The organism is Rhizobium sp. Rhizsp82 (assembly GCF_047325115.1).
GTDB lineage: Bacteria > Pseudomonadota > Alphaproteobacteria > Rhizobiales > Rhizobiaceae > Rhizobium.
Map to the genome: position 1 here is coordinate 3274066 of NZ_CP168570.1, position 21670 is coordinate 3295735.

Below are 21670 nucleotides of genomic sequence, written 5' to 3' on the forward strand. Positions count from 1 at the left end.
ATCGATTTTATAGTGTAACACTCGCGTGATAAAGCGATTTATGCCCACGCCCTGGGAAAAGTCGCCACCAAAAGCAGTTAAGCCGTTGATATCGCTTAACGATACCAACGGCTATTTTTGCCACCGGAAGCCGATGTCAGCGCTTACTGCTCGAGCGCGAAGGTGACGTTGACCGTAACATTATAGGTGTTCTCGCCGCCCTGAACCGGCACCGAGGCATCGGCGGCCTCCTTCATCATCGCAGCGCGATAGACCGGCTGCGGCATCGGGCGGGCGCTGTTTTCGCTGATCTCGAGGATTCGTCCGAGCTTGACGCCCGCCGCTTCCGTCAGCGTCTTCGCCTTCTTCAGCGCCGAGGCGACCGCATCCTTGCGCGCCTCGTCGATGACGCCTTCCGGCTTGTCATTGGTGAAGCTGATGTCGCCGCCCTGGTTGATGCCCAATGTCACCGACTGGTCGATGATGCCGCCGAGCTTGGAAAGGTCGCGCACGCGCACGGTGATTCCATTCGACACCTGGTAGCCGATCAGCTCCGGCTGCTTCGGCTGGCCGTCGGTGCTCTGCGGATAGTTATATTGCGGCTGCACCGAGAAACCTGCGGTCTGCAGGTCTTTCTCGGCAATCCCGCCCTTCTTCAGCGCCGCCAGCACCTCGGTCATCGCCTTGTTGTTCTCGTCGAGTGCCTCGCGCGCCGTCTTCGCCTGCTTGACGACGGAGAGATTGACGATCGCCATGTCGGGCGCCACCGAAGACTGCCCATCCCCCGAAACCATGATCACGGCTTCGCGCGGCTTTGAATCATCGGCAATCGCCGCCGCCGTCACCGGCAGCACGGCCGCAGCCGTCATCAAAAGGCCGAGCGCAAGTTTCCTGGTATTCTGCAGCGCCATGTTTCACTCCTTGGTTGTCGCTACCCCGTTTCTCTTCTTTGGCCATTGATTGTGAAGCTATTGCGGCAACGTCTTGTCGCTGCATCCGAATTACGCTAGAGCGAAACCGCTGCGGGGAACCATTGCCCCGAAGCAAGCGCAGGCGCCTGCGCCAGGGCCTGTAGCTCAATGGTTAGAGCCGGCGGCTCATAACCGCTTGGTTGGGGGTTCGAGTCCCTCCGGGCCCACCATCGATTTCCGTAAGCTCTTGTTTTTCCATAATTTCTTTGGCCTCCATGTCCCACTTTTCAAATTTGGCCTCCCAAGGTGGGACTTCTTTGTTCTCGTTACGGTCCGGCAAAAGCAGCTTCGCGCCGTCGCCGGCAAGTTTTTTTCTTCGCGCAGCACGGGTGTACAAATCGGCCTGCTGACTCGTCGTCCAGCCGAAAATCGCCTTCAGCTGATCGCTTGTCGCGCCGTTCTCTGCGGCGATCGATGCGCCTGCCTTGCGCAGCCCGTGGGCCGAGCAATGAAAAAGTCCTGATTCGTCGCACCATTGGCGCATCTTGTTTCCAAGCCCTTTATCCGAGAACGGCTTGCCGTATTCGGTGACCAGGAATGTAAGCTGGCCCGCTGGCACCTGTGCAAGCTCGACTTCGAGATCAGGCAGGATCGGCACATTCACTTCGACGCCGCTCGACTTTCGGGTCTTTCCGGGGCGAATTCGGATCCACCCGTTTTCAAGATGTTGGCGCCCGAGGATAGCTGCGTCCGACAAGCGAAGGCCAGTGAACATGAAGATTGCCAGTGCGCGGCGAGCTGTGGAACCGGGCGGGTGCTTGGCTTCGAATTGCTCGATTTCGTCCAGCGTCCAGGTATGCCACCCCTCGCCTGACTTGAGCCGCTTGATGCCGTTGCACGGATTGACCTTCGCCTCGCCTACCTCGATGGCCCACGCATAGAGAGCGCTGATAGCCTTGACGATATTATTGGCCGCGCCGGGGCTGTCGATCCGTGTGTCGCGGATAGCAGTCACATGCTTGCGCTCGAGGAGCTCGAAAGGCTTGTCACCGTGCTTGACGCAGATATCATCCAAGAGGCGGCGCCGGCGGCTCATCGTGTCAACAGTGACCGAATTGGCCGCTCGACGGAAATACTGCTGGCATAGCCACCGGAACGATCGAGCGACAACTGGCTTCGCCGAGTCCGCGACAACCGGCGCCTCGCCGTAGGGGATGCCCTTCTCGGCGCATTCATACTCGCGCAGAAACGCAGCGGTGCCCGGCTTCTCGCGAAGCCGGACCTTCTTCTTGCCTTGCACACGGAAATATATGCGCACATTGCCGTGACGGTCGGTGTCTTCGATGATGCCGCGCAGATTGAGCTTCATGCTACTCCGATGTCATCCCAAGGGTTGTCGGGGGTCGACGGCAGCGACAGGCGCGCCTCATCGCGAGGCAGAGCGTCAAACGCCTCATCAAGTTCGAAACGGTCCCAGAGCACCCTGCCCCGAGCCTTCCTCGGCGATGGCATTTCGCCGGTCGCGACCATCGTATCGAAGGTGGTTGCGCCAATGCCCACGTATGCCGCCGCAGCGACGCGTGCGAGCCCGCGGGGCGTCATTCCTGGCGGCAATCGGTTATCGTTGGCAGCAGCGGGCATCGGTCCTCCTTGTTCGGTCAGGGTGACGCTGGTGTAAACATTCGGCGATGGCAATGGGGGTGGCCGCGCGCGGCGAGTGCCGGTGGTGGGTCGCGCGGCCTATAGGATAGGTCGCAGCCTGCCGCGCGATGCGGCAACACGGCAGGCTGCGGTCGGCCCAGGGCAAGGGACCGAATTCCATTGACCGACCACGGTGTAACTACGCACCGCAGTCGGCCGTGCGACCTAGTTGCCGCACTCCCGCGGACGAACCGCGGTTGGGGAACCCTGAATTTCGAAGTCTTTCAGCCAGAGAGGCGCGCATGTGTCGCCTACAACCTGGACAAGGAAGCTATCCAGCTGCCCTAATATCTGCGAGCGGCCGACAACGACGGCCATCTCTTTCGTCGCGAAGATCTCGACGCGATCGCCGATCTCGAAGGCCCAAACGTACTCCGGAAAAGGACGTCTGCCGATAAGCGCGCGCGGAAGCGCAGTTCTGTCGGCGGGTTTCACCTTCGTGTGGATCGTCATGGGAGGCTCCTCGTTGCTACCTACGTGTTCATGTGATACTTTTAGATCACCGCGAAACGCATGTCAACACCTATGGATAATTTTGATACTTATGGATCAATCGAAGGTCACTGGAAGGCAGATTTCTGCCGCTCGAAGCTTAGTTGGGTTAAGCCAAGCTGAGGTTGCGAAAGCAGCCAATGTGTCGGTTCCCACCCTCAAGCGGATGGAAGGGGCGACGGGAGCTGTGCCCGGAATGACCAACAACGTCGCCGCTGTAGTCCGCGCCCTCCAGGCGGCCGGCGTCACCTTCATTGACGGTACTTACAGCGGAAGCGGCGGGCCTGGCGTCCGTCTTTTCGCGCCGACCGGTGCCTCTATCGACACCAACGAAGACGAGACCATCCAATACAAGGACATGTTTGAGAACGACGCGCCTCCCGGTGCCGGTGGTTGATCCCGATGAAGATAATAGAACACAAAGCGGGCGGCGCGATCGTCGGCCTCAGCTCTGACGAGATCTATGTTCTCAGCAATGCCTTGAATGAGGTGTGCAACGGCATCGACCTGCCCGAATTCGAAACGCGCCTCGGAGCAAGCAAGGGAGCAGTTCGCGAACTATTAGAAGATTTGCTGCGGAGTATCGAAGACCTATGACAAGCAGGCCCTAAGACCCTTTTTAAAATCCCGTCGAGCTCACCACTCGGCGGGCCTTTCTGCGTCTTGATTCCATTTCGCGTTGTGGCATTGTGCCCGCAACCTGGGGGATCAAATGCGCCTTTTCCTAACCGCCGCCGTTGCTTGCCTTGCCACCCTGCCCGCGAAAGCTGATCAGACGCAAAGCGACTACGTCTGTGAGCAGATCGGGCAACTAGCGCAATCAACCATGCGGGCACGGCAGGACGGGTTCAGAATGTCGGACCAGATGAAGGTCGCGGAATCGCTCAATCATCTGCGTGAGATAGCCCGCGACCAGATCATCAAAGCATACGCCGAGCCTCAGTACACAACCGAGAAAGCCAAGCTCGACGCTATTCGGCGCTTCGTCAACTCGCAGGAGCAATGGTGCTTTTCCATCGCTCCTGCCGCCAAGTGACGCGCGCTTAGTCCAACAGCCGCCGTCGATTTCCCCGATTCACCGTCTTAAGTACGTTGGCCGAGAACTCCGCCTGCTGCTTAGCAACCACCCGCTCAAGGCGCGCCACCGCGGCAACATCAGCTCCTCGAGCGTCAATCACCGGTGCGAAGGTGAAAGATTGCGAAGATCCAGCCGCGCCGCCGTTCAATGCTTTCATGCTCGGCAGCGTCGGCATGACCTGCGAGCCCTTCGGCAGATTGACAAGCTCGGGCCCTCGCTCGCCGACAAGCGCTAGACCGCCAGGAGCGGACCGCGTGCCGGTTGCAAAACCTGGAATGCTGGCGCCGTTGCTAAACAGGCTGGGAAACCAATTGTTGCTTCCGGATGTGCCAAAGAGCCCGTCAATCGCAAGGTCGAGCAGCTTGTTGCCAAGCTTTTGCAGGGCGCCTGCGAGAGCGTCCGCAGCTGACTTGCCTTCTACCAGATCCTGGATGAATCCCTTGGTCGCGTCCTTCGAGACGTCGCGCCAATCCTCCATGTTCTGGCGGAGCTTGTCCTGGGCGTCGGCCAGGCGCTCCTGATTGGCAACGGCCTCGCCTGCACCACTGGCCAGTGCAAGCATTGCCACGGCCTGCTCCTTGGCTTTCGGCGACAGATCGTCGAACTTGCCGCTGAGAAGCTGCTGGACGTCCTTCAGCTCCTTGCCTGCCGCCGTGCCGGCGTTCTGTGCGGCGGTGAGCAGGTCTTGCGCGGTCGACGCCTTCTCCACGTTGTACCCAAAGTCATTTACGTACGGATTGAGCTCGGCCTGGGCGGCAGTCTGCGCATTGAGTGCAGCGGTGCGCTCGGTGATCTGCTTTACCTCGCGCGCGTACTCGTCGAGACGCTTGCGGCCGGATCCAGATGAACCGCCAATTGGCTTATATTTCTCGTCCTCAATGTTCACCTTGGGAGCAACGAAGGCTGGTTTGTTCGGTCCCTGGACCGGCCTCTTGGGCGTCGGACTGATCGGGCGCTGCGGTTGCTCGAAGCGCGTGCCTGCAGTCAGCGCCGCCATCCTGGCTTGCTCCATGGCAATCTCGCGCTTCACCAGCGGAGAGTCTTTCAACGGGCTGGTCTGGTACTCGTTGATCTTCTTCTCAATCTCAAGTCGCTGCTCAGCATTCTCCTTGAGCATGTCTGCCGCGCGCGACGTGCCATAGAGCGCGCGGTACCAGTAGTCGCCGCTCGACTCGCCGGCCTTCGGCACAATGGAGTTGGCAATCTTGCTGACATCGATGCCCGCTGCCTCGCTGGCCTTCGCCAGGAAGCCCGTGACTGCGCCCGTTGCCGTGTTGAGGATCTCGACAATGTGCGCGACTTCCTGCGCCAGATGGTCGAAATTGACGTTGTCGAGATACCTGACAATCTGGTCGACCACGTTGCCGAAGGCTGCCGAAGCATTGGCAGCCGTGCCGAACCTGCCCACGCTGTTCGTGAGCGCATTGTTGATCTTGTTGAGCGACTGGCTGGACGTTTCCGCCGAGCCGGCGAGCTTCTGATCAATGACACTCGCGCCAGCGGCGATACCGTCAAACAGCGCCTTGTTGCTGAGCTTCCCGCTCTTCACCAGCTGCGTCAGCTTCGAGACCGAGCCGCCCGCCTGTTCAATGCCGGCCGCAGCCGCTTGCAGAAGGACAGGCATGCCGTCAAGAAGGCTGCCCCACTCTTCGGACTGCACCTTGCTGGAGCCCAGCGCCTGGCTGAGCTGCAGGAGCGCGCCAGAGGCTTCCTCAGCGGTTGAGCCTTGAGCCTTCAGCGCCTTCGCGACGGTGTCAGCCAGGCCGGAAACCTGCTCAGAGGAAACTCCGAGCTCTTTCTGGTTGATGGCGACGCGGCCGTAAAGCGTGGCAAGCGCTTCCAGCGGAGCGGCGTTCTTCTGCGCCGAGGCATATAGCTGGTTGTAGACGGTATCGAGCTCTTTGCCCGAAAGGCCGGCCACCTTGAGAGAATTTTGGATTTTGGTGAAGCTGTCCAGGAAGTCGGTGACACCCTTCACGGTGAAAGCCCCTGCCAAGGCCGTACCAAAGCCCGTGAGCGAGCTTGACAGATTCTTGTTCATTGCCACCGCTCGGCGCTCGATCGCCTTCATGCGCGTGTTTGCGGTGCCTGACGCGCGCGCCATGGCGCGGTCAAACTTGGTGATGTCAGCGGACAGCTGGACGACGAGGCGTTCAAGGTCTTGCGCTGCCATTTATGCGGCATCCCGGATGGCAACCCACGCAATGAGCATGCGCGCCGCATCATCGGTCCGGCCGGTGTCAGCCGCCCAGGCTGCGAGGCCCTGCGAAATGAACGCGTCGGCGATTATGGCAGGTGGCACGGTGCCAATGAGGTCCAGTGCGGAGCTGCGGGCCGAAATTCTGGCCACGTCGAAGAGATCGGGCTGATTGCCCGTTGCTGTATCTTCCATGTCTGTTTCCTTGATTTTTGGGCGTGGCCAAAGAAAAAGCGGCGCCTACCGGCTACCGGAAGACGTCACATTCTTGGCGGGTGGTGGGGGCGTGATGGGAGCAGCGCTAGACTTTTCTGAGACGGGCTCTATTTTCTGATTATCGTCGATAACTCGGCGGCTGGGAGATAATTGAGCTCTCGCGAAGGCGCGGAGCGGCTCATGCCCAGCACCATCCCTTACGAGCCAGACATGATTGTTTTTTACGACAGCTCGACGCGGAGCGTGGTCGTAGCCTTTCGCGGCAAGCTCACCTTCCTTGGGCCTTTCTTTGATAAACCTAGTGCGTACGAGGCGGCTGAGGATTTTTGTCGGAGCCGTGGCTGGAAGGGGTGAAACGGCGGAACCTTAGGAGCGGTGTGTTACGCAAATAGCTGTCACCCCTTCCGGCACGGCGTCGCCAGTTAGACGATGCCGCGGGAGCGAAAAGAATCACTCTCGGTGAATTCATTTGCTATCCTCCAACATTAAGCGCAGGTTGAACGTCTCGGCAGCCATGGAACGGGCGCTGCTGATTGAAGCTGTTAGCTTCGCCCTGACCGAAAGGAGGACGTCATGTCTTCCACGATCGACACAACCAGTCTCGCAACCAAAGACCTGAAGATGCTGAACGGTGTACTCGCCAGCAGCGGCTACAGCGGCGACATATCGAGGAGCCTGACGGGTGAACTGAATGTTGCGTCCAAACTGATAATCAGGCTTTTCTACCAAGGCATTCGTGAGCCGGCGCATCTGGTTGGTGCCCTGGAGCGGAACTTCGGTAAGCCCCTGAGGGCGCCGAACTCGATTCACGTCACGGGCCTGCATCGATATGCGACCCAAGGTATAACGCCGCTCAGGGGACGCCGCGTTCACGGAACCCTTCCCTCTGCCGACGACACGTCCAGCATTGAGGATCGTTAACTTTGTGCCTTATTGCCGCTCAAGTCGAAGATCGAAGCCTCAAACCTCGCTGCAAACTCACCCCAGCCGGTGATGCTTACCAGCGGGAACATGACCGCCATCGGTTTCAAAGCGCGAGCTGATCATCCCGACTGGGCGCTGGGCATCAATGGACAGTGGATGCATCCGGTGGACGACCAATCTCAAATTCGGCCAGAAGTTCGATAGCCTCTTGGACCGCCGCAGACGATGCATCACAAGTGCCACTAGCGATCTCGATTCCATCTCGACGCAGCCTCTCACTGAGCGCGTGCAAGGTCCGCCAGATGGGCTTACCCTCGTGGTTTGCAATGGACGCGGACCAGTTAAGTCGCTTTGATAGAGCGCTGAGTAGTGCTTCTCGTTGTTCGACACTCATGTCCGCAACAGCTTTTTCATTTGGCATTTTACGCTCCCTATAGCGGACGGACGCCCTAGCTGGCGTACATGAACGAAATCATCATGCCGACAACAACGAGCAGTCCCGCAGTAACGATGCTCGTCTCAATCATGAAAACGACGACCTGCCTTGTCGAGAACCCAGGGAAAAGAGATTTCATTCGCATAGCTCCAACCCGAAAATGATTTTAATTGTGCACCTTACCCCAGATTATGTTGGAATATTTTTTTAATTTGAAATCTGACATCAATTAAATTCACTCGCCAGTGCTGTCTATGTGTGAGCAAACTGCTTCGGCCAGAAGTAGTTTGGTTCCTGGGGACCGTTCCCGACTGCATCTGAGCTTGCTGAAGCCCGCAGAGCATTGCGCTTTAGCGGGCTTCAACGGCGTCGGAGAACAAAGTGAACAGAATAGAAGGCCTGCTGAGGGATCAGATCACCGCAGATTTGAGATCTGGGAACACACCGCGCCAATCGCTCTACCGGATAAGGCTTTTGTTAAACTGGCTGGCTGCCGGGCCATTGACCCGTGAAGAGGAAATGCAAATCAACGACCTCCTTGCGACACGCGGGCGGCGATGACTGGGCGGTGGGGACCGGTCGGGAACTGTTGTCGAGCACCTTATAGCTTAGACGCGAGTTTCCACCAAGATCAACATTACACGACATGAGACGGCTGATAGATGCTCACCTCGTTCGCTTCCTAGAAGGCTTGGACACCGCCCATTATCTGCCGGCCTCTCCAGCCGCATGGCAAGAGGCAATAACACTCGCCAGGATCCAGGGGCTAATCGAGGCAGAAAAAGAACCTTCACCTCGGCGTTACAAGTTGACCGCTGCCGGCAAGCTGTTCCTGAGCCAACGGCGATCTGGCGTTACTGAACGATAATCCAAATTCGTAGTTGGCCACCCATGAAACGGCTCTCCATTCGCCTGATGAACCTTCTGAACCATCTTAGCGATGGGTCCTTGAAGGCTGCCCCTACCAATGTCGGCCTCAAGACAATATTCCTCGCCGAGGAAAGCGGTCTGATCGAGACCGACAGGGCCGACCGGCGCCGACCTCTTTGTAGGCTCACTTCCGCCGGCAGGGCTTGCCTTCGCGGCCAAAGCAGATAACGGGCGCCGGGGTTGCCATTGATTGGCCTTTCTTGGGAAACGCGTCGACGGCAACCGCAAATGCGGAGGGTCAACTTTTGAATTGGAAAAATGCGTGCAAATCCCCGTCACCGTTCCCACGAGGAACGCGACGGCAAGGATCTGATGTGCCCCTCCGGGGCGGTCCGTAGCGCATTGCGGCAATCCCAGCACAGCGACTGGAGCTGGCCTTCGTCGAAGAACACGGCCTCGATCCCGTCATGGCGCTGCCGGTGATGCACGACAGAGGCCGGCTCGACTGTTTCGCTCTCCAGGCACACTTCGCAAAGCGGGTGAAGCTGCAGATGGCGTCGACGCATGCGCCGCCACCTTGGATCCTGATAAAGCCGGACCGCATGCTGGTATTGGGGCGAGCGGTAGTCTGTCACCCGGCCTTGCCGCCGTCGCTCACCACCCGATCACCCGCTTGATGCCGAATTCCGGCGTCCACACATGGCTGCCGTCATCGTCGACGATTTTGTATGTGCGGTAGTGGTCCTCACGTCCGTCACGGCTCTCACAAGCCGAGACCAGGACGATCTTGCCGATCTCACCGCGGCGCGTCTCGACGACGTCGCCGAGCTGGAATTTGTAGGTGATCTGCATGCTGTATTCCTACTTGGTTGAAATGCCGCGCCGACGCATTGCGGCCTCAGCCTTGCTGGCGGCTGTGGATCGGCCTACCAGCTCCGCGCTCGTCGAACTGCCGTAGGCGCCCCACAGCACGATGCTGATTTCGCCAAGAAACGCTTTGGTAATGGTGCGCTTTGGAATGCGGCCGCTATCGTTCCACTCCTCCTCGATCGAGGAGAAGCCGACTGACACCTCGTTGACCAGGCCGGAGCCGACGCTTGCCAGCGCTTCTTGCCCGAGAGGCGATTTGTCATCGGGCTTGAACGAGTACCAGAGGCCGATGCTGTCGGACCTGACGGTCAGGCTCTTGTTCGAGACGCGAGCCAGCGGGCGGCTCGGGTCGTGCGCCCAGAGGACCACGACGTCCGGATGATCAAGCAGGCTTTGGTTGAACGCGCCGCGGGCGAAGCTCTCCTCGAACAGGCCGGCAATGACTGCCGGCTGTCCCCATTGAATGGCATAGCCGCTGATCTCAGCCACCCGTGCGCTCCTTCAGATCGCGCTCGCGCTTCGAGATCGCCAGCCGCCGCGCAATGGCTTCGGCAGGTTCGGCGCGCTCGACGTGACGCTGTTCGCCTGGCAGCTTGATGGATCGAACGCCCTTGCGTCCCGTGCCCGCCGGACGGGCCTCATATTCGCGCCGGTTAGACATTCGAATTCCCCCACGCCTCAGAAACGAACCGCGTCACACCGTTCTCGGCGCCTGCGAAGAAGGACGACCGCGCCGGCGGCATATAGCCGATCTGGGCGCCTTCGCGTTCCAAGGCGTCGAGCACTTCCTCGGCTGCGTCGTAAGCCGCCTTGGCAACCTGTAGTGCGTCGACGAACTTGCCGATGCGGCGAGCGTACTCGGCCTTCGTGGCCTTGCACGCCGCAAGGCTGGCAGCACTGAGGCGATCGTCACGACGGCGGCGAATGATCTCTGCGGCTTGCTCAAGATCACCGGCGCGCTGACGAAGCTCCCGCAGGCGCCGTGGGCGTTCCAGCAGCGTAAGATCGACGGCCTCGCCGATCAGCTCCGCAACACCTGGGCGAATGGATGGAGCTCGACGAGCGCGCATGTCCGCTTCTAGCTCTTCGGCCTCGCGGGAAATCCCCGCAAGCTCGTTGGTCAGTGCGGTGTAACGCTCGGACAGCATGCCGTACTCGGCATCGGCTTCGCTGAGCGTCGGAACGATGAATGGCTTAGCCATGGGCGGTGGCCTCCTTGATGAAACTGGCGAAGTCGTCGCCGGCGATCCGCGCTGCTACGCGGCTCTTGCTGCTGGGTTGGCTATTGGCTACCGATCCGGCCGCCTGGAAGCGCTGGACCTTGCCGTCGGCCCAGATCAGCGCGACTTCCGGCCAGCCGTGCACCACTTCGATCGTCAGGCCTTCGAGGCTGTCACCGGCAAGAGACATGCTAGCGAGGACGGCCAGCTGGATCTCCGCATTCCTGGGAATGCAGAGCGGCGCAGAGCGGACGTCGGCGCCGCCTGGCGTGGTGGCAAGTACCGCGCGGGTGGTTTCGGCCACGCTCTCAATCTTGGCGCCGGTGGCGACGCCGACCAGAATAGCGACGACGTCATCGCGACTGAATTCGGGTGCTCGGCCTGGACCGCCACTGGCGATCAGGCCACCTTCGCTGAGAGCGCGGGCAACCTGGAGAACTCGGCTGCGCTTGAAGCCAACGTGCGTTTCGAGCAGCTGTGCGATCGTTTCCACTGGGCTCATGCTGCCACCCATTGAACTTTCTCGCCCCCGCCCGCGAAGACGTCGTAATCGGTGTTTGCAGGGACCAAGATACGGGGCTCTGCATTCGCATTCGGCGCGGTGCCGATAGAGACGTATGCGTCGACCGAAGACCGGAGGCGGAAGAACGGCTGCCCGTAGGCGTCGGAGTCTGCCGGTGCGCCGTTGGTGGTGGCCACGCCAGTCGCCGGGGTCTCCGCCCAGATGATTTTGCCAAGGATCGCCTGCGACTTGTCACGACGGTATGAGCCCGCGTAGCCGCAGACCACTCGAAAACCAGAAAATGCCATTTGGGAAACTCCTTAGGCTGCTGCGACGGACAGCTTGTCACCCGGCTGGGCGTAGTAGCTGCGTTCGGTGTTGGCAGGGAGGAAGAAGAGCGGCTCAGTGGCAGCGTTCGGCGCCTTGCCGATCGCAATGAGCACGTCGACCGGCGAGAAGACCGTGAAGGCCGGATCGCCGCTGTCGCCAATCGGCTCAGGTGCGGTTTTGGTTGTTGTGTAAGGTAGCGCGCCGCGTTCGCTCCAAAGCTGCTTGCCTGGCAGCGCTAGCGAGGCCCAGCGGCTTGTAAACGAGCCAACGAAGCCAGCGGTAATCAGTGGCGTGGTGAGTGCCATGGTAATCCTTTCGGGAATTTCGCGAATTGATAGGCCAAAAAAAGAGCGCTCATCGGGCGCGTGAATTGGGCAGGCGAGCGGCGCCCGGAGGCGCGCTCATAGCCCGATCGCCGCCGGAGACTACTACGGCTCGGCAGCAATTACTGAGCTGCCGGTACATCCGCGGTCAGCCCTGATTTCGAAGGCAGGAAAAGAAAAGGCGCCTCTCATTCGAGGCGCCCGAGTATCCACTGCTACCATTCATCTATTAGCTAAATGACGTAGCAGGATTTGTAACATAGGATCGAAAATGGCTGCGCGCGGAGATCTGCGCCTTGGCCCAGTCCATGGCCTTCGTCAGCAGCGCAGCGCCTTTTCGATCCTGGTAACGGCCGGTGGCGCCGAAGGCTTCGCCGATGCCAGAAACGTTCGCACGCGCCATAAGCAGCTCGATCACGTAATCGATGTCCGGCGGCGGCTCTTCGAAGGCCAGTTCTTCGGCTTTCAGAGGCGAGCCCTTAGACTTGCCAGGCCTGGCCGTCCCCAAGCCACTTTCCGCGCCGATGAACGAGGCCCCGGGCGCGACTGCGTCACCACATGCGCCAAATGAGAGGAAATCATCAGAGAGCTCGTCGATGACGTTTTGCGGAAGAATATCAAGCCTGGTGTAGCCGCAGGGCTCCACAGAAATGGGTTCTGCGTCACCAAGGCGCCGGACTGCAGCCGGGAGATCGAGGTGCGCGCCCAGACTGGACTTCGGTTTTGTCTTGCCTCGTGCGGTGCCATTTCTGCGGGTTTCAAGCCCGCCCTGCGTCGGCTCGTTATCGTTAGCGGCAACCATCGAACCGGGGAGCCTCTGACGCGCGATCATCCAGAGACAGGCGGCGCCTATGCGATCTTGCTTTGCCGCCCAATTGAAGGCTGGCCTTCCGCCACGATGCACCGGCGCGCGACCCTTAGGCGGCGTATTGTCGTTGTCGGCAATGTACTTGTCGGCCCAACGCTCGGCATCAGCCCGCGCCGACGATGTTCTCAGATTGGTAGGTAGGGACAAAAACGGCTCCAAGTCTGGAGTCTTGTTCTGGCCGGTTCCCGGCTCGTATTTGCTATGCGCCGGATCGGCGTCGGACTCGTTGGTCCATCTCCTACTTGTAATGCATCATAACGAATTTGTCAATATGCTAGTTGACAAAGTGAGAAAAGTGTGATCCGAAGCGCGTGTGAGGTCAAAAAGCTCAATGATTTCTCGTGCGCGTGCGCAATGCGCGCTTGCGCACGCGGGAGAGCCCGCAAGCGCGACCCTCAACATTTGAATTGGAAAAATGCGCGAAAATGGCCATCGCCGTTTCCCGATTTCGGAGCAATCCAGAGATATCGATGCCCCCGGTCGGGAGGCAATTTCCTGTATTAGCACTAACGCTATGGGACCGCGCCGGTCCTCAGGGTGGTGGCCCTAGAGAGTCGACCGCCCCTCCGGTGGGGCTCAGCCGGGTTGTGGACAGTGGCGACGCCACTTCAAGCGCAAGTCGCACTCTGTCATCATTGATCCACTCGAATCATGGATATACCGATGTCGCTACTCAAAGCTTACTGTCCGCGCTGTGCGACAGACCACGTTACTTTCGATATCACTGCTCAAAAATCTTTGGGACTTCATGAAGCAGGCTGGGTCGAGCATTTCGAAGCATTTGCAGTTTGTCGCCATTGCCATCGCTCCACAGTGTTCGTGCTGGAAAACCGAGCATTCGACGTTCGCGATAACTTTAGAGATCACAACCAAGGCGTTGTGAAATACGGAGGTTATCTGAACGATCATATGAAGGTCCGAGATTACGTAAGCCTCAAAGACCGCGATCGCGAAGCTCCTCCCGAGCATATTCCTGACGATCTTGAGAAGATATATGATGAGGGTTCAACCTGCGTCTCCGTCCGCTGCTGGAACGCAGCTGGGGCGATGTTCAGGCTTGTTGTAGATAAGACCACCAAGTCCATGCTTCCTCCCGATGGGGAAGAGCCGAACGCTAAGATAAGGCGTTCGCTCGGGCTGCGCTTAGATTGGATGTTCAAGAACAGACTGCTGCCCTCAGACCTCGAAGAACTTGCCGACTCCATTAAGGAAGACGGCAACGACGGTGCGCACGATGGAACGCTCACAGAAAACGAGGCCCTCGATCTGCGAGACTTCACGTTCAACCTACTGGAACGGCTTTACACCGCACCAAAGAAGCTGGAGATCGCCGCAGCTCGACGACGCGAAAGGCGGGGTGAGTAGGAGATGACCGACCAAGGCCCGACAAAGCAGTTCATGAAATCCCGCCCGGAAGTCGCCGAAGTAGTCTATAAAGACTACAAGGAGATGCAGCGCGCCACGTTCGACGTTGCAGCACAATGGGGGCGATGGCTCTTGGCCAGTCTCTTGCTTGTCCATGGCGGCGCTTTATTCGGCCTTTTCACGTTTCTGAGCGATTTGGCCGGAAAGCCTGATGCTCTCGCCCAGTATCAGTGGACCGTTTGGTGGTTCGTCGCCGGCATCATCTTGACCCTAGCCTCAGGCATGGCGGCATGGCTCAATTGGAGCATGCACAGCGAGAACTATGACAGCTGGGCTAATAAAGCGATGCTCTGGGATCCGGAGCAATGGGTTGGTGAAAGTCGCTACATACGAGCATTAGACGTCACGAACTGGGCCGCAATTATTCTGGGGGTGTTGTCCGCCCTGTGCATCGTTGGCGGCGCTTATTCGACCCTAAATGGAAAGTGGATCCCTTCGGTCGTTATGAGCGCCATCGCATGAAAGGCCTTGACGAAATTGCTCAGCTGGGCGCCGAACTAAAAACTCAGGTTAAATTCGGTGAGCCCCTACAAGTGAACATGACGGCGGCCGGTTGGAAAGCGCGCGTTCAGCAATGGATCGTTGACCAATTTCCGGAGAGCGGATACGCGGCTGAATGGGCCGCTCTCCCTTTGATTGATATCGGATCGATCATTGATATGCCGTCCGAGTTCACGCGTGGGCTTGCTGAGATCAAGATTGACCAACATCTCAACTGGTTATCCAGGCTGCCTAGCCGCGTTGCAATCACGAAACTGACCGTACCTCAGCAAGTCAACGCGCTAGGTGCCGAGGCAGGGCGCCGCGAGGTAAAGTTGTCGCTCACGTCGCGCGCTGTGGTCGACCCAGCCAGGATCGAGGCCCTCCGCGGCATCCAGTCCGACAAATTCGATCTAAGCAAGCTAATTAGGCTATGCGAGGAGCTCAATCTGGCGTTTGCGACAGAGAGTTATCTTGCGATGGCAATGCTGACCAGAGCTATCGTTGACCACGTACCACCCATTTTCGGTTTCCAAAAATTCGCGGAAGTGGCCAGCAACTATGGCGGCCAGACGCTTAAGCGGGAACTCACGAACCTTAACACTACCTCCAGGAATATTGCGGATCTGCACCTGCATTCGCAGATCCGTCGTAAAGAGGTGCTGCCCACCATCGCCCAAGTTGACGCCTCAAACTCGCTCGACCTTTTGCTGGCCGAGATCATCGCGATCGTGTGATGGCTCGTTATCATTCGCCGCCAGCTTGGCGAAGTCCGGCTTCGGCCGCCCTGTCAGTACCGTGAACTCGCGCCAAGATAGACGCCGGCCTCGCAGCGGGCGATCGGGATTAATGTTGGTATTGGTCAAACGGCACTCCTGTTCGGTCGATTATCATTGGCCGCCCGCAGCCGGCCTGGCAACGTCGACGAGCTGGCCAACCGCCGCAGCTGGTCGACGAGCTCGGACTTCTCTTCAAAGTACCGGTGAGGATCTCGATGGCTGGGCTCCAACCGGGCGATCCGGTCGGCGATGGCGTGGAGTTCGGTGGCGAGGCTGGTCATAGCGGATTGCCGCGCTCGTTGCGCCTGACCTCGTCCACGGTCGTCAGGCTGGACGTGCCGCTGCGGTAGATCTCGATCAGGTAATTCGGCGCTTCGTCGACCATAGTCACGCCAAGCACCTTACAGGAGCGCCATTCGCGTTTGCTCTTGCCGTCGCCCTGCTTCACGAAGACGGAATATTCGGCGATATAGGGGGTGAGTGGAAACATACGTTCATTCGCTTTCTTCTCCTCGATTGCGGGTTGATGGGCTTAAGGGGTCGGAACACCGGAAGGGCTTCCACCCTTCCAGGGGTGTTCCACCCCGACGGGGGTATAAGGGGGTGGAAGGAACAGGGGGTGGAACAGGGGTGGTAGGGGGGGTGGAAGGAAGGGTGGAAGCCCTAATCACGAGGGTCCGAAATCCTCTGACGCAAGCACGAGTTTTTGCCGTCTTTTCGACGGCGGACCTTCGGTAACGATCCTAATATCGCCTGCCACGAAAAGACGCTGCATAGCCCCCTCAAGCAAGGAAACGGACATACCCTCCGCGTCCGGTCGTTCTGCCATGATCTTCGGCGCGTAGTTAGTGCCTTTGGTCTTCGCCACTCGCTCGCCGCCTCGATTGATTGCGGAGAGCAGATCTTGGAAGACTCGCTCCGCTTTCGCGTTGAGCATTTGTGCGCCCATGTTCGGGCGGCCGTCATCGAGGACGAATACCCCTTCGTGCCATTTCATCTTCAGCTCATTGCCGACCTTTCCGTAATTGATCTTCATGGTTTTCAGAATGCGCAAATCGGGGTCGGCTTCCTTGCCCTCTGGCCGTGTCAGATACAGCCGCGAGCGGGCGCTGTTGCTCCACCCAGTCGAACCAGATGAGCCAGTGCCGGTGCGCATGCCGTCGACGGAAGGATGAGCCAGCAGGATCACGGCGCAGTTGACCTCAATCGCCAGGCCCTTGAGCATACCAATAAACTGCCTTGCTTGGCCGCGCTTGATCTCATCGCCGCCGAAAAGGTCTGCCACCGTGTCCAGCACAACGAGGTTCGGCTTGAAGTCCCGCACATAGTCGGCTGTTGCGGTCCAGAGCGGCGTAGGATGCATATTACCCGTTCGATCAGGAATGGACAGGAGGGCATCCATGCCGGCGAGCGGCGCAAGGCGAAAATCTGAAAGGTCTTTGAGGTGCTTGCCGTGAGCGTGCGTGATATCAATAAGGCGGCGGTGAAATTCGTCTGCCTCATCTTCGGCGCCCAGGTAGAACGTTCGTCCCGCCTCGGGCGTAAGACCGAGCGTTTGAACACCCATGGCTCCTGCAGCGCCCACCTGGAGCGCCCATAGCGATTTGCCCGTGCCGCCGTCACCGTACACGATTGTGACTTGCCGCATCGGTATCAAGTCGTCGACATACCATTCCCGTTCCGGAACCGGCAGGCCGTGCCATTCCGAGGGAGTGATGACTTCTATAGTGCGGGAGGGCATCGCCTGTGGTGCTGGCGCAGGGGAAGCTTGGCGCGACGGTGGCGATGCCTGTGGTTCCGTTGGCTCGTTGTCATTCGCAGGGGGATGCGGCAGCGGCCACGGCTTCTTGAGATATTGAACACCAACCGACCGGATCTCGCCGTCATTGAATTTGACCATTGCACGGCCATCACTGAGGGCGATGATCGCACCTCCACCCCACATGCCGTGGCGCACTCGGTCGCCGCGCGTCCATTCGGTGTCAGGCTGCGTGCTTGCGGTCATTGGCGGTGATCTCTCCCAGGACGGCACTGATCAGTGCCGATGCAGTTTCGGGGGTGAAGGTGACGACGGCGATACCAAAGGCTGACGGTGCGAAGACGCGATAGCCTGCCTGGCCGCGCTTCAAGGCAATGTTGTAGAGCCGCATGCCGTCGAGCTGCACGTCGAAGCGGGCAACAGTGTTTCCCGGCCCTCTTTCCGGGCGGATCGCGAGGATCTGCATAAGTCTCCTTTCCATGGTTGGACGGCCCGCCGACGAACGCCAGCAGGCTGGTTGGATTTGGCAATCACGGGATTTCAGTGTAAACAAACTGGGGTTGCAAGATCGCTTGCCGCCCCCTGCCCTAGCCCGCTCAATGGCGGTGGGACTTTCACGGCGAAAATGCGTGGAAAGCACCGGTATAAAATCCGGTCCCACTTTTCGCCAAGTCATTGATCTTCGGTACTAGTGGTCCGCCCTCCGGGCCCACCATGTTTTCCAATATCTTTCTCGCGACATTCTTCGATGGGATGCCGATCGGCATTCGGCTGTTTCTCCCCTGCGACACAAGCGAAGCCACATTTAATACGCGAATATTCAATCAATATTCATCTAATTTACGAATCCTAGGTTGTACTGGAACATTGTGCACACCAGCATCAAGCATCACGGTTGGCTTAAGAGCATGGATGAGATTTCCCGATCGCGCATCACGCTACTCATTCTCATAGGCTTATCCTACGCTATCGTCCTGCCGCTCGTTTCCTTTTCGGGGATGAGGTCAGATCATGCCGTTCAGTTGCCTCTGACAGCGGTCATAGCCATCACAGCAGCGACTGCTGCTTATACATGCACGAGGAAAGGACTCGATCTTCTTCGATCAGGCCTGGAAATCTATGTGTGCGGATTTCTTTTTATCCTGCCAGAAGGATTGGCCGTCTACTGCGCCGTATACCCGAAAATGCCATGGGCAGATGCTCAACTCAGCGCCATGGACGCCGCGCTAGGATGGAATTGGTACACCCTGATTTCAATCGTCGACAGCCAGCCTGTTCTGGCGCGCCTGCTCGCAGTAGCCTATGCGAGCTTCGCGTTGCAGCTGTCGATCTTGCCCCTGTTGCTTGTCCTGGCTGGACGTACCGCCAGAGCTTATCAGATGGTGACCTGCAGTGCGGTGATGATCTTTATTGGGGCAGCGATTTCGATATGGTATCCGGCAGTAGGCACCCATACTCACTATGGCTACGATCTAGGCAATCTCAAGAATCTGGATCCCAAGGCAGCGATCCAGTTCATGGGTGAGCTTACCGCCGTTCATGACAACCCGAATTTTGTCTTCAGCCTAGCCCGCGCGACGGGCATACAGACATTCCCCTCGATGCACGCGGCTATCGCAGTGCTCTGCGGATGGGCGGCATGGGATGTCAAAGCCATACGATACCCGTTTTTCGTACTCAATATCTTCATGGGCTTCTCGGCGATGGTCGTCTCGAATCACTATCTGGTCGATGTCATCGCCGGCGTGGGTGTCGCAGGTCTGAGCATTTCAGTTATTCTGATGCTCGTCCGACGACCATATGATCACAGGCATCAGCGATTGCGCGCTCCTGCTCTTTGATGCGCAGCTGGCCGCAAGCAACGGTCCGTGAGCCTCGGCTCGGCAATTGATCGGCGGCAATCTAAAACTCGCTATTGTTTTCGCCCGATTATGTCATATGTGCAGTTCACTGCGGGCACGTGGCCTTTGAAGACGCGGTCCAATTCACAAGGCTTGCCATCAAGTCGGCCAGCACCGATTCCATCGAACAGCCCACGGCTAAGACATGACCAAACCACCCAAATCCCCCAAGCTCGAACATTCCGAACTCTCCGGCGAATTCACCGAGGAAGATATCACCGTGCTCGTCGATATCTTCCGCAAGGCCGGCAGCCAGGAAGACTGGACGATGGAGGTCGTCACGCAGAATGAGGATCTCATTCGCTGGGACGAGCCGTTTGCGACCGACAGGGAAGCCTTCGACGAGTTTCTGGCGACGATTGCCCGCGATGGCATCGCCTCCTTCGTCGAGGACGACGACGTGTCAGTCCATTGAGGACGCAGCCTCGTTCTTGAGCCCCAATCGCTCTCCCGCCTTGCATCCAGGCCGGGATGATATAAAGGCACGGACAGAACGCGACTGCCATTAACTTAAGAATGGGGTCGGGCGGCCGATTGACGTCACGCTGCTTCCACGAGATCACGTGGCCGTTCCAAAATCTCTCAATAGCCCGCCAGCAGGTTCTGCCCGAAATCCGGTTCGACGCCGAGCAGCGGCGCGGTCCGCGCGATGATGTCGTGCACCATCGGGGCGGCGGTTTCTGCGGCCAGGTTCAGGTTGTGCACGCCGGTCAGCGGCTGGTCGATGAAGGACAGCACGACATATTTCGGGTTGGTCATCGGGAAGGCGGCGAGGAACGAGTTGAAGCTCAGCTTGTGCGAATAGACGCCATTGATGACCTTGTTGGCCGTCCCCGTCTTGCCGCCCACATGGAAGCCCGGAACATCGGCGGCGCGGCCGGTGCCCTGCTCGCCGTTCAGGCGGAACAGATAGCGGATCGTGTCGCTGGTGCTTTTCTTGACCACCTGGGATTCGGTCTTTTCCGCCTCTTCCTGCGTGCGCGGAAAGAAGGTCGGCTCGATCAGCTTGCCGTCGTCGATCAGCGCCGCACCCGCGACCGCCGTCTGCATCGGCGTCGTCGCCACGCCATGGCCGAAAGCGATGGTGATCGAGTTGATCTTCTTCCACACCTTCGGCTGGCTCGGCGCCTTCACCTCGGGCAGTTCTGTCTGCATGCGTGACAGCAGGCCGAAGCGGGTCAGATAGTCCTTCTGGATATCCATGCCGACCTTGTCCATCATCCGGGCGGTGCCGATATTCGACGAGTAGCGGAAGATTTCCGGGATCGACAGAACACGCCGCGGTACGTCGCGGTCGTCGTGAATGGTGAAGCCGCCATAATGCAGCGGCGCGCTGGCATCGAAACTGTCGCTGAGCTTCACCGTCCCGGTGTCGATCGCCATGGCGATCGAGAAGGTCTTGAACACCGAGCCCATCTCGTCGGTGCCGTTGCTCATGCGGTTCAGCCAACCCTCCCCGCCCGTCGCCTTCGGGTCGTTCGGATCGAAATCCGGCGCCGAGGCCATGGCGATCACCTCGCCCGTATGGATATCGAGGATGACGGCCCCCGCCGCCTTGCTCTGATAGGTGGTCAGCGCGTCCGTCACGACATCATGGACGATGTTCTGGGCGCGGATATCGATCGAGAGCTTCACCGGCTCCAGGCTGTTGTCGCTGGCAAGCCCGGTCGAGGCGAGGTCGGATAGCCCCTGGCTATCGAGATATTTCTCCATGCCGGCCACACCGTGATTGTCGATATCGACATAGCCGAGAATATGCGCGGCCGTGCGGCCTGCCGGATAGAAGCGCTTGACCTCCGGCCGGAAGCCGATTGCCGGCAGGCCGAGCGCCAGAACCTCGCTCTGCTGCTTCGGCGTCAGCTGGCGGCGCAGCCAGGTGAAGTGCGACTTGCGGTCGGAAAGCTTCTGGTAGAGCGACTTGCGATCGAGATCGGGAAACAGCTGCGTCAGCTTCTCCACCGCCTCGTCGGCATCGACGACGCGGATCGGCTCGGCAAACATCGAGACGGTGCGGACGTCGGTGGCGAGCACCTGCCCGTTGCGATCGACGATATCCGGCCGCGACGCGACAATAGCGTTCGGCGGGATGCTCGACGTCTCATCGTCTGTCAGCATCGCATAATAGACGAGCTTTCCGGTCATCGTAGAAAAGACCATGAGAAGAGCGCCCGCGAGCGTAAAGATACGCGATCGCGTCTGCTTGTCTCGGCGGCCACTGGATCGCAAACGCTTCTCGCGCGATCCGGAACCGAAGGTCAGTCTGACAACCCGGCCACTCCGGGAGGTTACGGCATGAATAATCGACATGGGGCAATGCAGGGATCACGGAGGAAAAGCCGGCGCGCTATTTCCGCGATTGATTCCTAGCTAGCGCCGTTAAGCCTAACAGACCCTTAACCGGGAATGCGG

Annotated in this window: 28 protein-coding genes, 1 tRNA gene and 1 pseudogene; 11 read left to right on the forward strand and 19 right to left on the reverse strand. The window is 59.0% G+C overall.

Annotation, left to right across the window (positions count from 1 at the left end):
- Positions 1-143: 143 nt before the first annotated feature.
- Positions 144-890 (reverse strand): SIMPL domain-containing protein, encoded by a 747-nt coding sequence (locus tag ACEN84_RS21250; protein ID WP_413709819.1) that lies wholly within the window; start codon positions 888-890, stop codon positions 144-146.
- A 154-nt stretch (positions 891-1044) separates the two neighbouring features.
- Here ACEN84_RS21250 and ACEN84_RS21255 point away from each other — a divergent pair.
- Positions 1045-1120: transfer RNA gene (locus tag ACEN84_RS21255), tRNA-Ile, on the forward strand.
- 161 nt (positions 1121-1281) lie between these two features.
- Here the strand turns inward: ACEN84_RS21255 and ACEN84_RS21260 are convergent.
- The 3 genes and pseudogenes from ACEN84_RS21260 to ACEN84_RS21270 all read right to left on the reverse strand — a co-directional run.
- Positions 1282-2259: pseudogene (locus ACEN84_RS21260) on the reverse strand (tyrosine-type recombinase/integrase); the annotation flags it as partial.
- On the reverse strand, positions 2256-2531 hold the full coding sequence (locus ACEN84_RS21265; RefSeq protein WP_413709820.1) for a hypothetical protein: 276 nt from the start codon (positions 2529-2531) through the stop codon (positions 2256-2258). The gene ACEN84_RS21265 and the pseudogene ACEN84_RS21260, both read right to left, overlap by 4 nt.
- 225 nt (positions 2532-2756) lie before the next feature.
- The gene (locus ACEN84_RS21270; RefSeq protein ID WP_413709821.1) at positions 2757-3044 is read right to left on the reverse strand and encodes a hypothetical protein; all 288 of its coding nucleotides are present in this window, start codon (positions 3042-3044) and stop codon (positions 2757-2759) included.
- 235 nt (positions 3045-3279) lie between these two features.
- Between ACEN84_RS21270 and ACEN84_RS21275 the strand changes: the two genes are divergently transcribed.
- The 3 genes from ACEN84_RS21275 (at position 3280) to ACEN84_RS21285 (ending at position 4119) form a co-directional block, all read left to right on the forward strand.
- On the forward strand, positions 3280-3480 hold the full coding sequence (locus ACEN84_RS21275; protein ID WP_413709822.1) for a hypothetical protein: 201 nt from the start codon (positions 3280-3282) through the stop codon (positions 3478-3480).
- A 5-nt stretch (positions 3481-3485) separates the two neighbouring features.
- Positions 3486-3680, forward strand: coding sequence for a hypothetical protein (locus tag ACEN84_RS21280; protein WP_413709823.1), 195 nt, complete (start codon positions 3486-3488; stop codon positions 3678-3680).
- Between the two features lie 115 nt (positions 3681-3795).
- Positions 3796-4119 carry a hypothetical protein gene (locus ACEN84_RS21285; protein WP_413709824.1) on the forward strand — a complete coding sequence of 108 codons (324 nt, stop codon included), beginning with the start codon at positions 3796-3798 and terminating at the stop codon, positions 4117-4119.
- A 7-nt stretch (positions 4120-4126) separates the two neighbouring features.
- Here the strand turns inward: ACEN84_RS21285 and ACEN84_RS21290 are convergent, their stop codons facing one another.
- Both ACEN84_RS21290 and ACEN84_RS21295 read right to left on the reverse strand, forming a co-directional pair.
- Entirely contained in the window at positions 4127-6334 is a 2208-nt protein-coding gene (locus tag ACEN84_RS21290) for a tape measure protein (protein ID WP_413709825.1), read from the reverse strand.
- A complete protein-coding gene (locus ACEN84_RS21295; RefSeq protein WP_413709826.1) occupies positions 6335-6553 on the reverse strand; it encodes a hypothetical protein in 219 nt (72 codons plus the stop codon). It lies immediately after the preceding gene.
- 201 nt (positions 6554-6754) lie between these two features.
- Between ACEN84_RS21295 and ACEN84_RS21300 the strand changes: the two genes are divergently transcribed.
- Together ACEN84_RS21300 and ACEN84_RS21305 are read left to right on the forward strand one after the other, a co-directional pair.
- Positions 6755-6928: a hypothetical protein gene (locus ACEN84_RS21300; protein ID WP_165402647.1), complete on the forward strand. Its 174-nt coding sequence runs from the start codon at positions 6755-6757 to the stop codon at positions 6926-6928.
- A 219-nt stretch (positions 6929-7147) separates the two neighbouring features.
- Complete coding sequence (locus ACEN84_RS21305) at positions 7148-7495, forward strand: hypothetical protein (RefSeq protein WP_413709827.1); 348 nt, start codon at positions 7148-7150, stop codon at positions 7493-7495.
- A gap of 1963 nt (positions 7496-9458) precedes the next feature.
- On the opposite strand, the gene ACEN84_RS21310 is transcribed toward ACEN84_RS21305, so the two are convergent.
- From ACEN84_RS21310 to ACEN84_RS21345, 8 genes are all read right to left on the reverse strand, one after another.
- Entirely contained in the window at positions 9459-9656 is a 198-nt protein-coding gene (locus ACEN84_RS21310) for a hypothetical protein (protein ID WP_413709828.1), read from the reverse strand.
- 9 nt (positions 9657-9665) lie between these two features.
- Positions 9666-10163, reverse strand: a complete 498-nt coding sequence (locus ACEN84_RS21315; protein WP_413709829.1) for an HK97 family phage prohead protease — start codon at positions 10161-10163, stop codon at positions 9666-9668.
- On the reverse strand, positions 10156-10335 hold the full coding sequence (locus ACEN84_RS21320; RefSeq protein WP_413709830.1) for a hypothetical protein: 180 nt from the start codon (positions 10333-10335) through the stop codon (positions 10156-10158). Before ACEN84_RS21320 ends, ACEN84_RS21315 begins: the two co-directional genes overlap by 8 nt.
- On the reverse strand, positions 10328-10876 hold the full coding sequence (locus tag ACEN84_RS21325) for a hypothetical protein (RefSeq protein WP_413709831.1): 549 nt from the start codon (positions 10874-10876) through the stop codon (positions 10328-10330). Before ACEN84_RS21325 ends, ACEN84_RS21320 begins: the two co-directional genes overlap by 8 nt.
- Positions 10869-11396, reverse strand: coding sequence for a hypothetical protein (locus ACEN84_RS21330; protein WP_413709832.1), 528 nt, complete (start codon positions 11394-11396; stop codon positions 10869-10871). Before ACEN84_RS21330 ends, ACEN84_RS21325 begins: the two co-directional genes overlap by 8 nt.
- Complete coding sequence (locus ACEN84_RS21335; protein ID WP_413709833.1) at positions 11393-11704, reverse strand: hypothetical protein; 312 nt, start codon at positions 11702-11704, stop codon at positions 11393-11395. The genes ACEN84_RS21330 and ACEN84_RS21335 overlap by 4 nt, the downstream gene beginning before the upstream one ends.
- Before the next feature lie 12 nt (positions 11705-11716).
- Entirely contained in the window at positions 11717-12031 is a 315-nt protein-coding gene (locus tag ACEN84_RS21340; protein WP_413709834.1) for a hypothetical protein, read from the reverse strand.
- Positions 12032-12278: 247 nt separating this feature from the next.
- A complete protein-coding gene (locus tag ACEN84_RS21345; protein ID WP_413709835.1) occupies positions 12279-13064 on the reverse strand; it encodes a hypothetical protein in 786 nt (261 codons plus the stop codon).
- Positions 13065-13580: 516 nt separating this feature from the next.
- Between ACEN84_RS21345 and ACEN84_RS21350 the strand changes: the two genes are divergently transcribed.
- From ACEN84_RS21350 to ACEN84_RS21360, 3 genes are read left to right on the forward strand one after another with little or no spacing between them, the layout of a single operon-like run.
- Positions 13581-14282 carry a DUF4145 domain-containing protein gene (locus ACEN84_RS21350; RefSeq protein ID WP_413709836.1) on the forward strand — a complete coding sequence of 234 codons (702 nt, stop codon included), beginning with the start codon at positions 13581-13583 and terminating at the stop codon, positions 14280-14282.
- Positions 14283-14285: 3 nt separating this feature from the next.
- Entirely contained in the window at positions 14286-14804 is a 519-nt protein-coding gene (locus ACEN84_RS21355) for a hypothetical protein (RefSeq protein WP_413709837.1), read from the forward strand.
- Positions 14801-15559 (forward strand): hypothetical protein, encoded by a 759-nt coding sequence (locus ACEN84_RS21360; protein ID WP_413709838.1) that lies wholly within the window; start codon positions 14801-14803, stop codon positions 15557-15559. The genes ACEN84_RS21355 and ACEN84_RS21360 overlap by 4 nt, the downstream gene beginning before the upstream one ends.
- Before the next feature lie 125 nt (positions 15560-15684).
- On the opposite strand, the gene ACEN84_RS21365 is transcribed toward ACEN84_RS21360, so the two are convergent.
- The 4 genes from ACEN84_RS21365 to ACEN84_RS21380 all read right to left on the reverse strand — a co-directional run bounded on the left by ACEN84_RS21365 (position 15685) and on the right by ACEN84_RS21380 (position 17826).
- Positions 15685-15882, reverse strand: coding sequence for a hypothetical protein (locus ACEN84_RS21365; RefSeq protein WP_413709839.1), 198 nt, complete (start codon positions 15880-15882; stop codon positions 15685-15687).
- Positions 15879-16091 (reverse strand): hypothetical protein, encoded by a 213-nt coding sequence (locus ACEN84_RS21370; RefSeq protein WP_413709840.1) that lies wholly within the window; start codon positions 16089-16091, stop codon positions 15879-15881. Before ACEN84_RS21370 ends, ACEN84_RS21365 begins: the two co-directional genes overlap by 4 nt.
- A 177-nt stretch (positions 16092-16268) precedes the next feature.
- Positions 16269-17606, reverse strand: a complete 1338-nt coding sequence (locus ACEN84_RS21375) for an AAA family ATPase (protein ID WP_413709841.1) — start codon at positions 17604-17606, stop codon at positions 16269-16271.
- Positions 17584-17826, reverse strand: coding sequence for a hypothetical protein (locus ACEN84_RS21380; RefSeq protein ID WP_413709842.1), 243 nt, complete (start codon positions 17824-17826; stop codon positions 17584-17586). Before ACEN84_RS21380 ends, ACEN84_RS21375 begins: the two co-directional genes overlap by 23 nt.
- Before the next feature lie 442 nt (positions 17827-18268).
- Here ACEN84_RS21380 and ACEN84_RS21385 point away from each other — a divergent pair, with 442 nt between their 5' ends.
- Together ACEN84_RS21385 and ACEN84_RS21390 are read left to right on the forward strand one after the other, a co-directional pair.
- Entirely contained in the window at positions 18269-19201 is a 933-nt protein-coding gene (locus ACEN84_RS21385) for a phosphatase PAP2 family protein (RefSeq protein ID WP_413709843.1), read from the forward strand.
- 205 nt (positions 19202-19406) lie between these two features.
- Positions 19407-19676 (forward strand): hypothetical protein, encoded by a 270-nt coding sequence (locus ACEN84_RS21390; protein ID WP_413709844.1) that lies wholly within the window; start codon positions 19407-19409, stop codon positions 19674-19676.
- Between the two features lie 167 nt (positions 19677-19843).
- Here ACEN84_RS21390 and ACEN84_RS21395 read toward each other — a convergent pair whose 3' ends face one another.
- Complete coding sequence (locus tag ACEN84_RS21395; protein ID WP_413709845.1) at positions 19844-21568, reverse strand: peptidoglycan D,D-transpeptidase FtsI family protein; 1725 nt, start codon at positions 21566-21568, stop codon at positions 19844-19846.
- Positions 21569-21670: the final 102 nt, after the last annotated feature.

Excerpts from the sequence above, each read along its gene's own strand:
- ACEN84_RS21280 (WP_413709823.1), top strand. The coding sequence starts at position 3,486 with ATGAAGATAATAGAACACAAAGCGGGCGGCGCGATCGTCGGCCTCAGC.
- ACEN84_RS21250 (WP_413709819.1), bottom strand. The coding sequence starts at position 890 with ATGGCGCTGCAGAATACCAGGAAACTTGCGCTCGGCCTTTTGATGACG.
- ACEN84_RS21325 (WP_413709831.1), bottom strand. The coding sequence starts at position 10,876 with ATGGCTAAGCCATTCATCGTTCCGACGCTCAGCGAAGCCGATGCCGAG.
- ACEN84_RS21290 (WP_413709825.1), bottom strand. The coding sequence starts at position 6,334 with ATGGCAGCGCAAGACCTTGAACGCCTCGTCGTCCAGCTGTCCGCTGAC.
- ACEN84_RS21295 (WP_413709826.1), bottom strand. The coding sequence starts at position 6,553 with ATGGAAGATACAGCAACGGGCAATCAGCCCGATCTCTTCGACGTGGCC.
- ACEN84_RS21320 (WP_413709830.1), bottom strand. The coding sequence starts at position 10,335 with ATGTCTAACCGGCGCGAATATGAGGCCCGTCCGGCGGGCACGGGACGC.
- ACEN84_RS21300 (WP_165402647.1), top strand. The coding sequence starts at position 6,755 with ATGCCCAGCACCATCCCTTACGAGCCAGACATGATTGTTTTTTACGAC.
- ACEN84_RS21305 (WP_413709827.1), top strand. The coding sequence starts at position 7,148 with ATGTCTTCCACGATCGACACAACCAGTCTCGCAACCAAAGACCTGAAG.
- ACEN84_RS21340 (WP_413709834.1), bottom strand. The coding sequence starts at position 12,031 with ATGGCACTCACCACGCCACTGATTACCGCTGGCTTCGTTGGCTCGTTT.
- ACEN84_RS21335 (WP_413709833.1), bottom strand. The coding sequence starts at position 11,704 with ATGGCATTTTCTGGTTTTCGAGTGGTCTGCGGCTACGCGGGCTCATAC.
- ACEN84_RS21370 (WP_413709840.1), bottom strand. The coding sequence starts at position 16,091 with ATGTTTCCACTCACCCCCTATATCGCCGAATATTCCGTCTTCGTGAAG.
- ACEN84_RS21330 (WP_413709832.1), bottom strand. The coding sequence starts at position 11,396 with ATGAGCCCAGTGGAAACGATCGCACAGCTGCTCGAAACGCACGTTGGC.
- ACEN84_RS21395 (WP_413709845.1), bottom strand. The coding sequence starts at position 21,568 with ATGTCGATTATTCATGCCGTAACCTCCCGGAGTGGCCGGGTTGTCAGA.
- ACEN84_RS21385 (WP_413709843.1), top strand. The coding sequence starts at position 18,269 with ATGGATGAGATTTCCCGATCGCGCATCACGCTACTCATTCTCATAGGC.
- ACEN84_RS21365 (WP_413709839.1), bottom strand. The coding sequence starts at position 15,882 with ATGACCAGCCTCGCCACCGAACTCCACGCCATCGCCGACCGGATCGCC.
- ACEN84_RS21310 (WP_413709828.1), bottom strand. The coding sequence starts at position 9,656 with ATGCAGATCACCTACAAATTCCAGCTCGGCGACGTCGTCGAGACGCGC.
- ACEN84_RS21375 (WP_413709841.1), bottom strand. The coding sequence starts at position 17,606 with ATGACCGCAAGCACGCAGCCTGACACCGAATGGACGCGCGGCGACCGA.
- ACEN84_RS21380 (WP_413709842.1), bottom strand. The coding sequence starts at position 17,826 with ATGCAGATCCTCGCGATCCGCCCGGAAAGAGGGCCGGGAAACACTGTT.
- ACEN84_RS21265 (WP_413709820.1), bottom strand. The coding sequence starts at position 2,531 with ATGCCCGCTGCTGCCAACGATAACCGATTGCCGCCAGGAATGACGCCC.
- ACEN84_RS21350 (WP_413709836.1), top strand. The coding sequence starts at position 13,581 with ATGTCGCTACTCAAAGCTTACTGTCCGCGCTGTGCGACAGACCACGTT.
- ACEN84_RS21270 (WP_413709821.1), bottom strand. The coding sequence starts at position 3,044 with ATGACGATCCACACGAAGGTGAAACCCGCCGACAGAACTGCGCTTCCG.
- ACEN84_RS21275 (WP_413709822.1), top strand. The coding sequence starts at position 3,280 with ATGACCAACAACGTCGCCGCTGTAGTCCGCGCCCTCCAGGCGGCCGGC.
- ACEN84_RS21355 (WP_413709837.1), top strand. The coding sequence starts at position 14,286 with ATGACCGACCAAGGCCCGACAAAGCAGTTCATGAAATCCCGCCCGGAA.
- ACEN84_RS21285 (WP_413709824.1), top strand. The coding sequence starts at position 3,796 with ATGCGCCTTTTCCTAACCGCCGCCGTTGCTTGCCTTGCCACCCTGCCC.
- ACEN84_RS21390 (WP_413709844.1), top strand. The coding sequence starts at position 19,407 with ATGACCAAACCACCCAAATCCCCCAAGCTCGAACATTCCGAACTCTCC.
- ACEN84_RS21360 (WP_413709838.1), top strand. The coding sequence starts at position 14,801 with ATGAAAGGCCTTGACGAAATTGCTCAGCTGGGCGCCGAACTAAAAACT.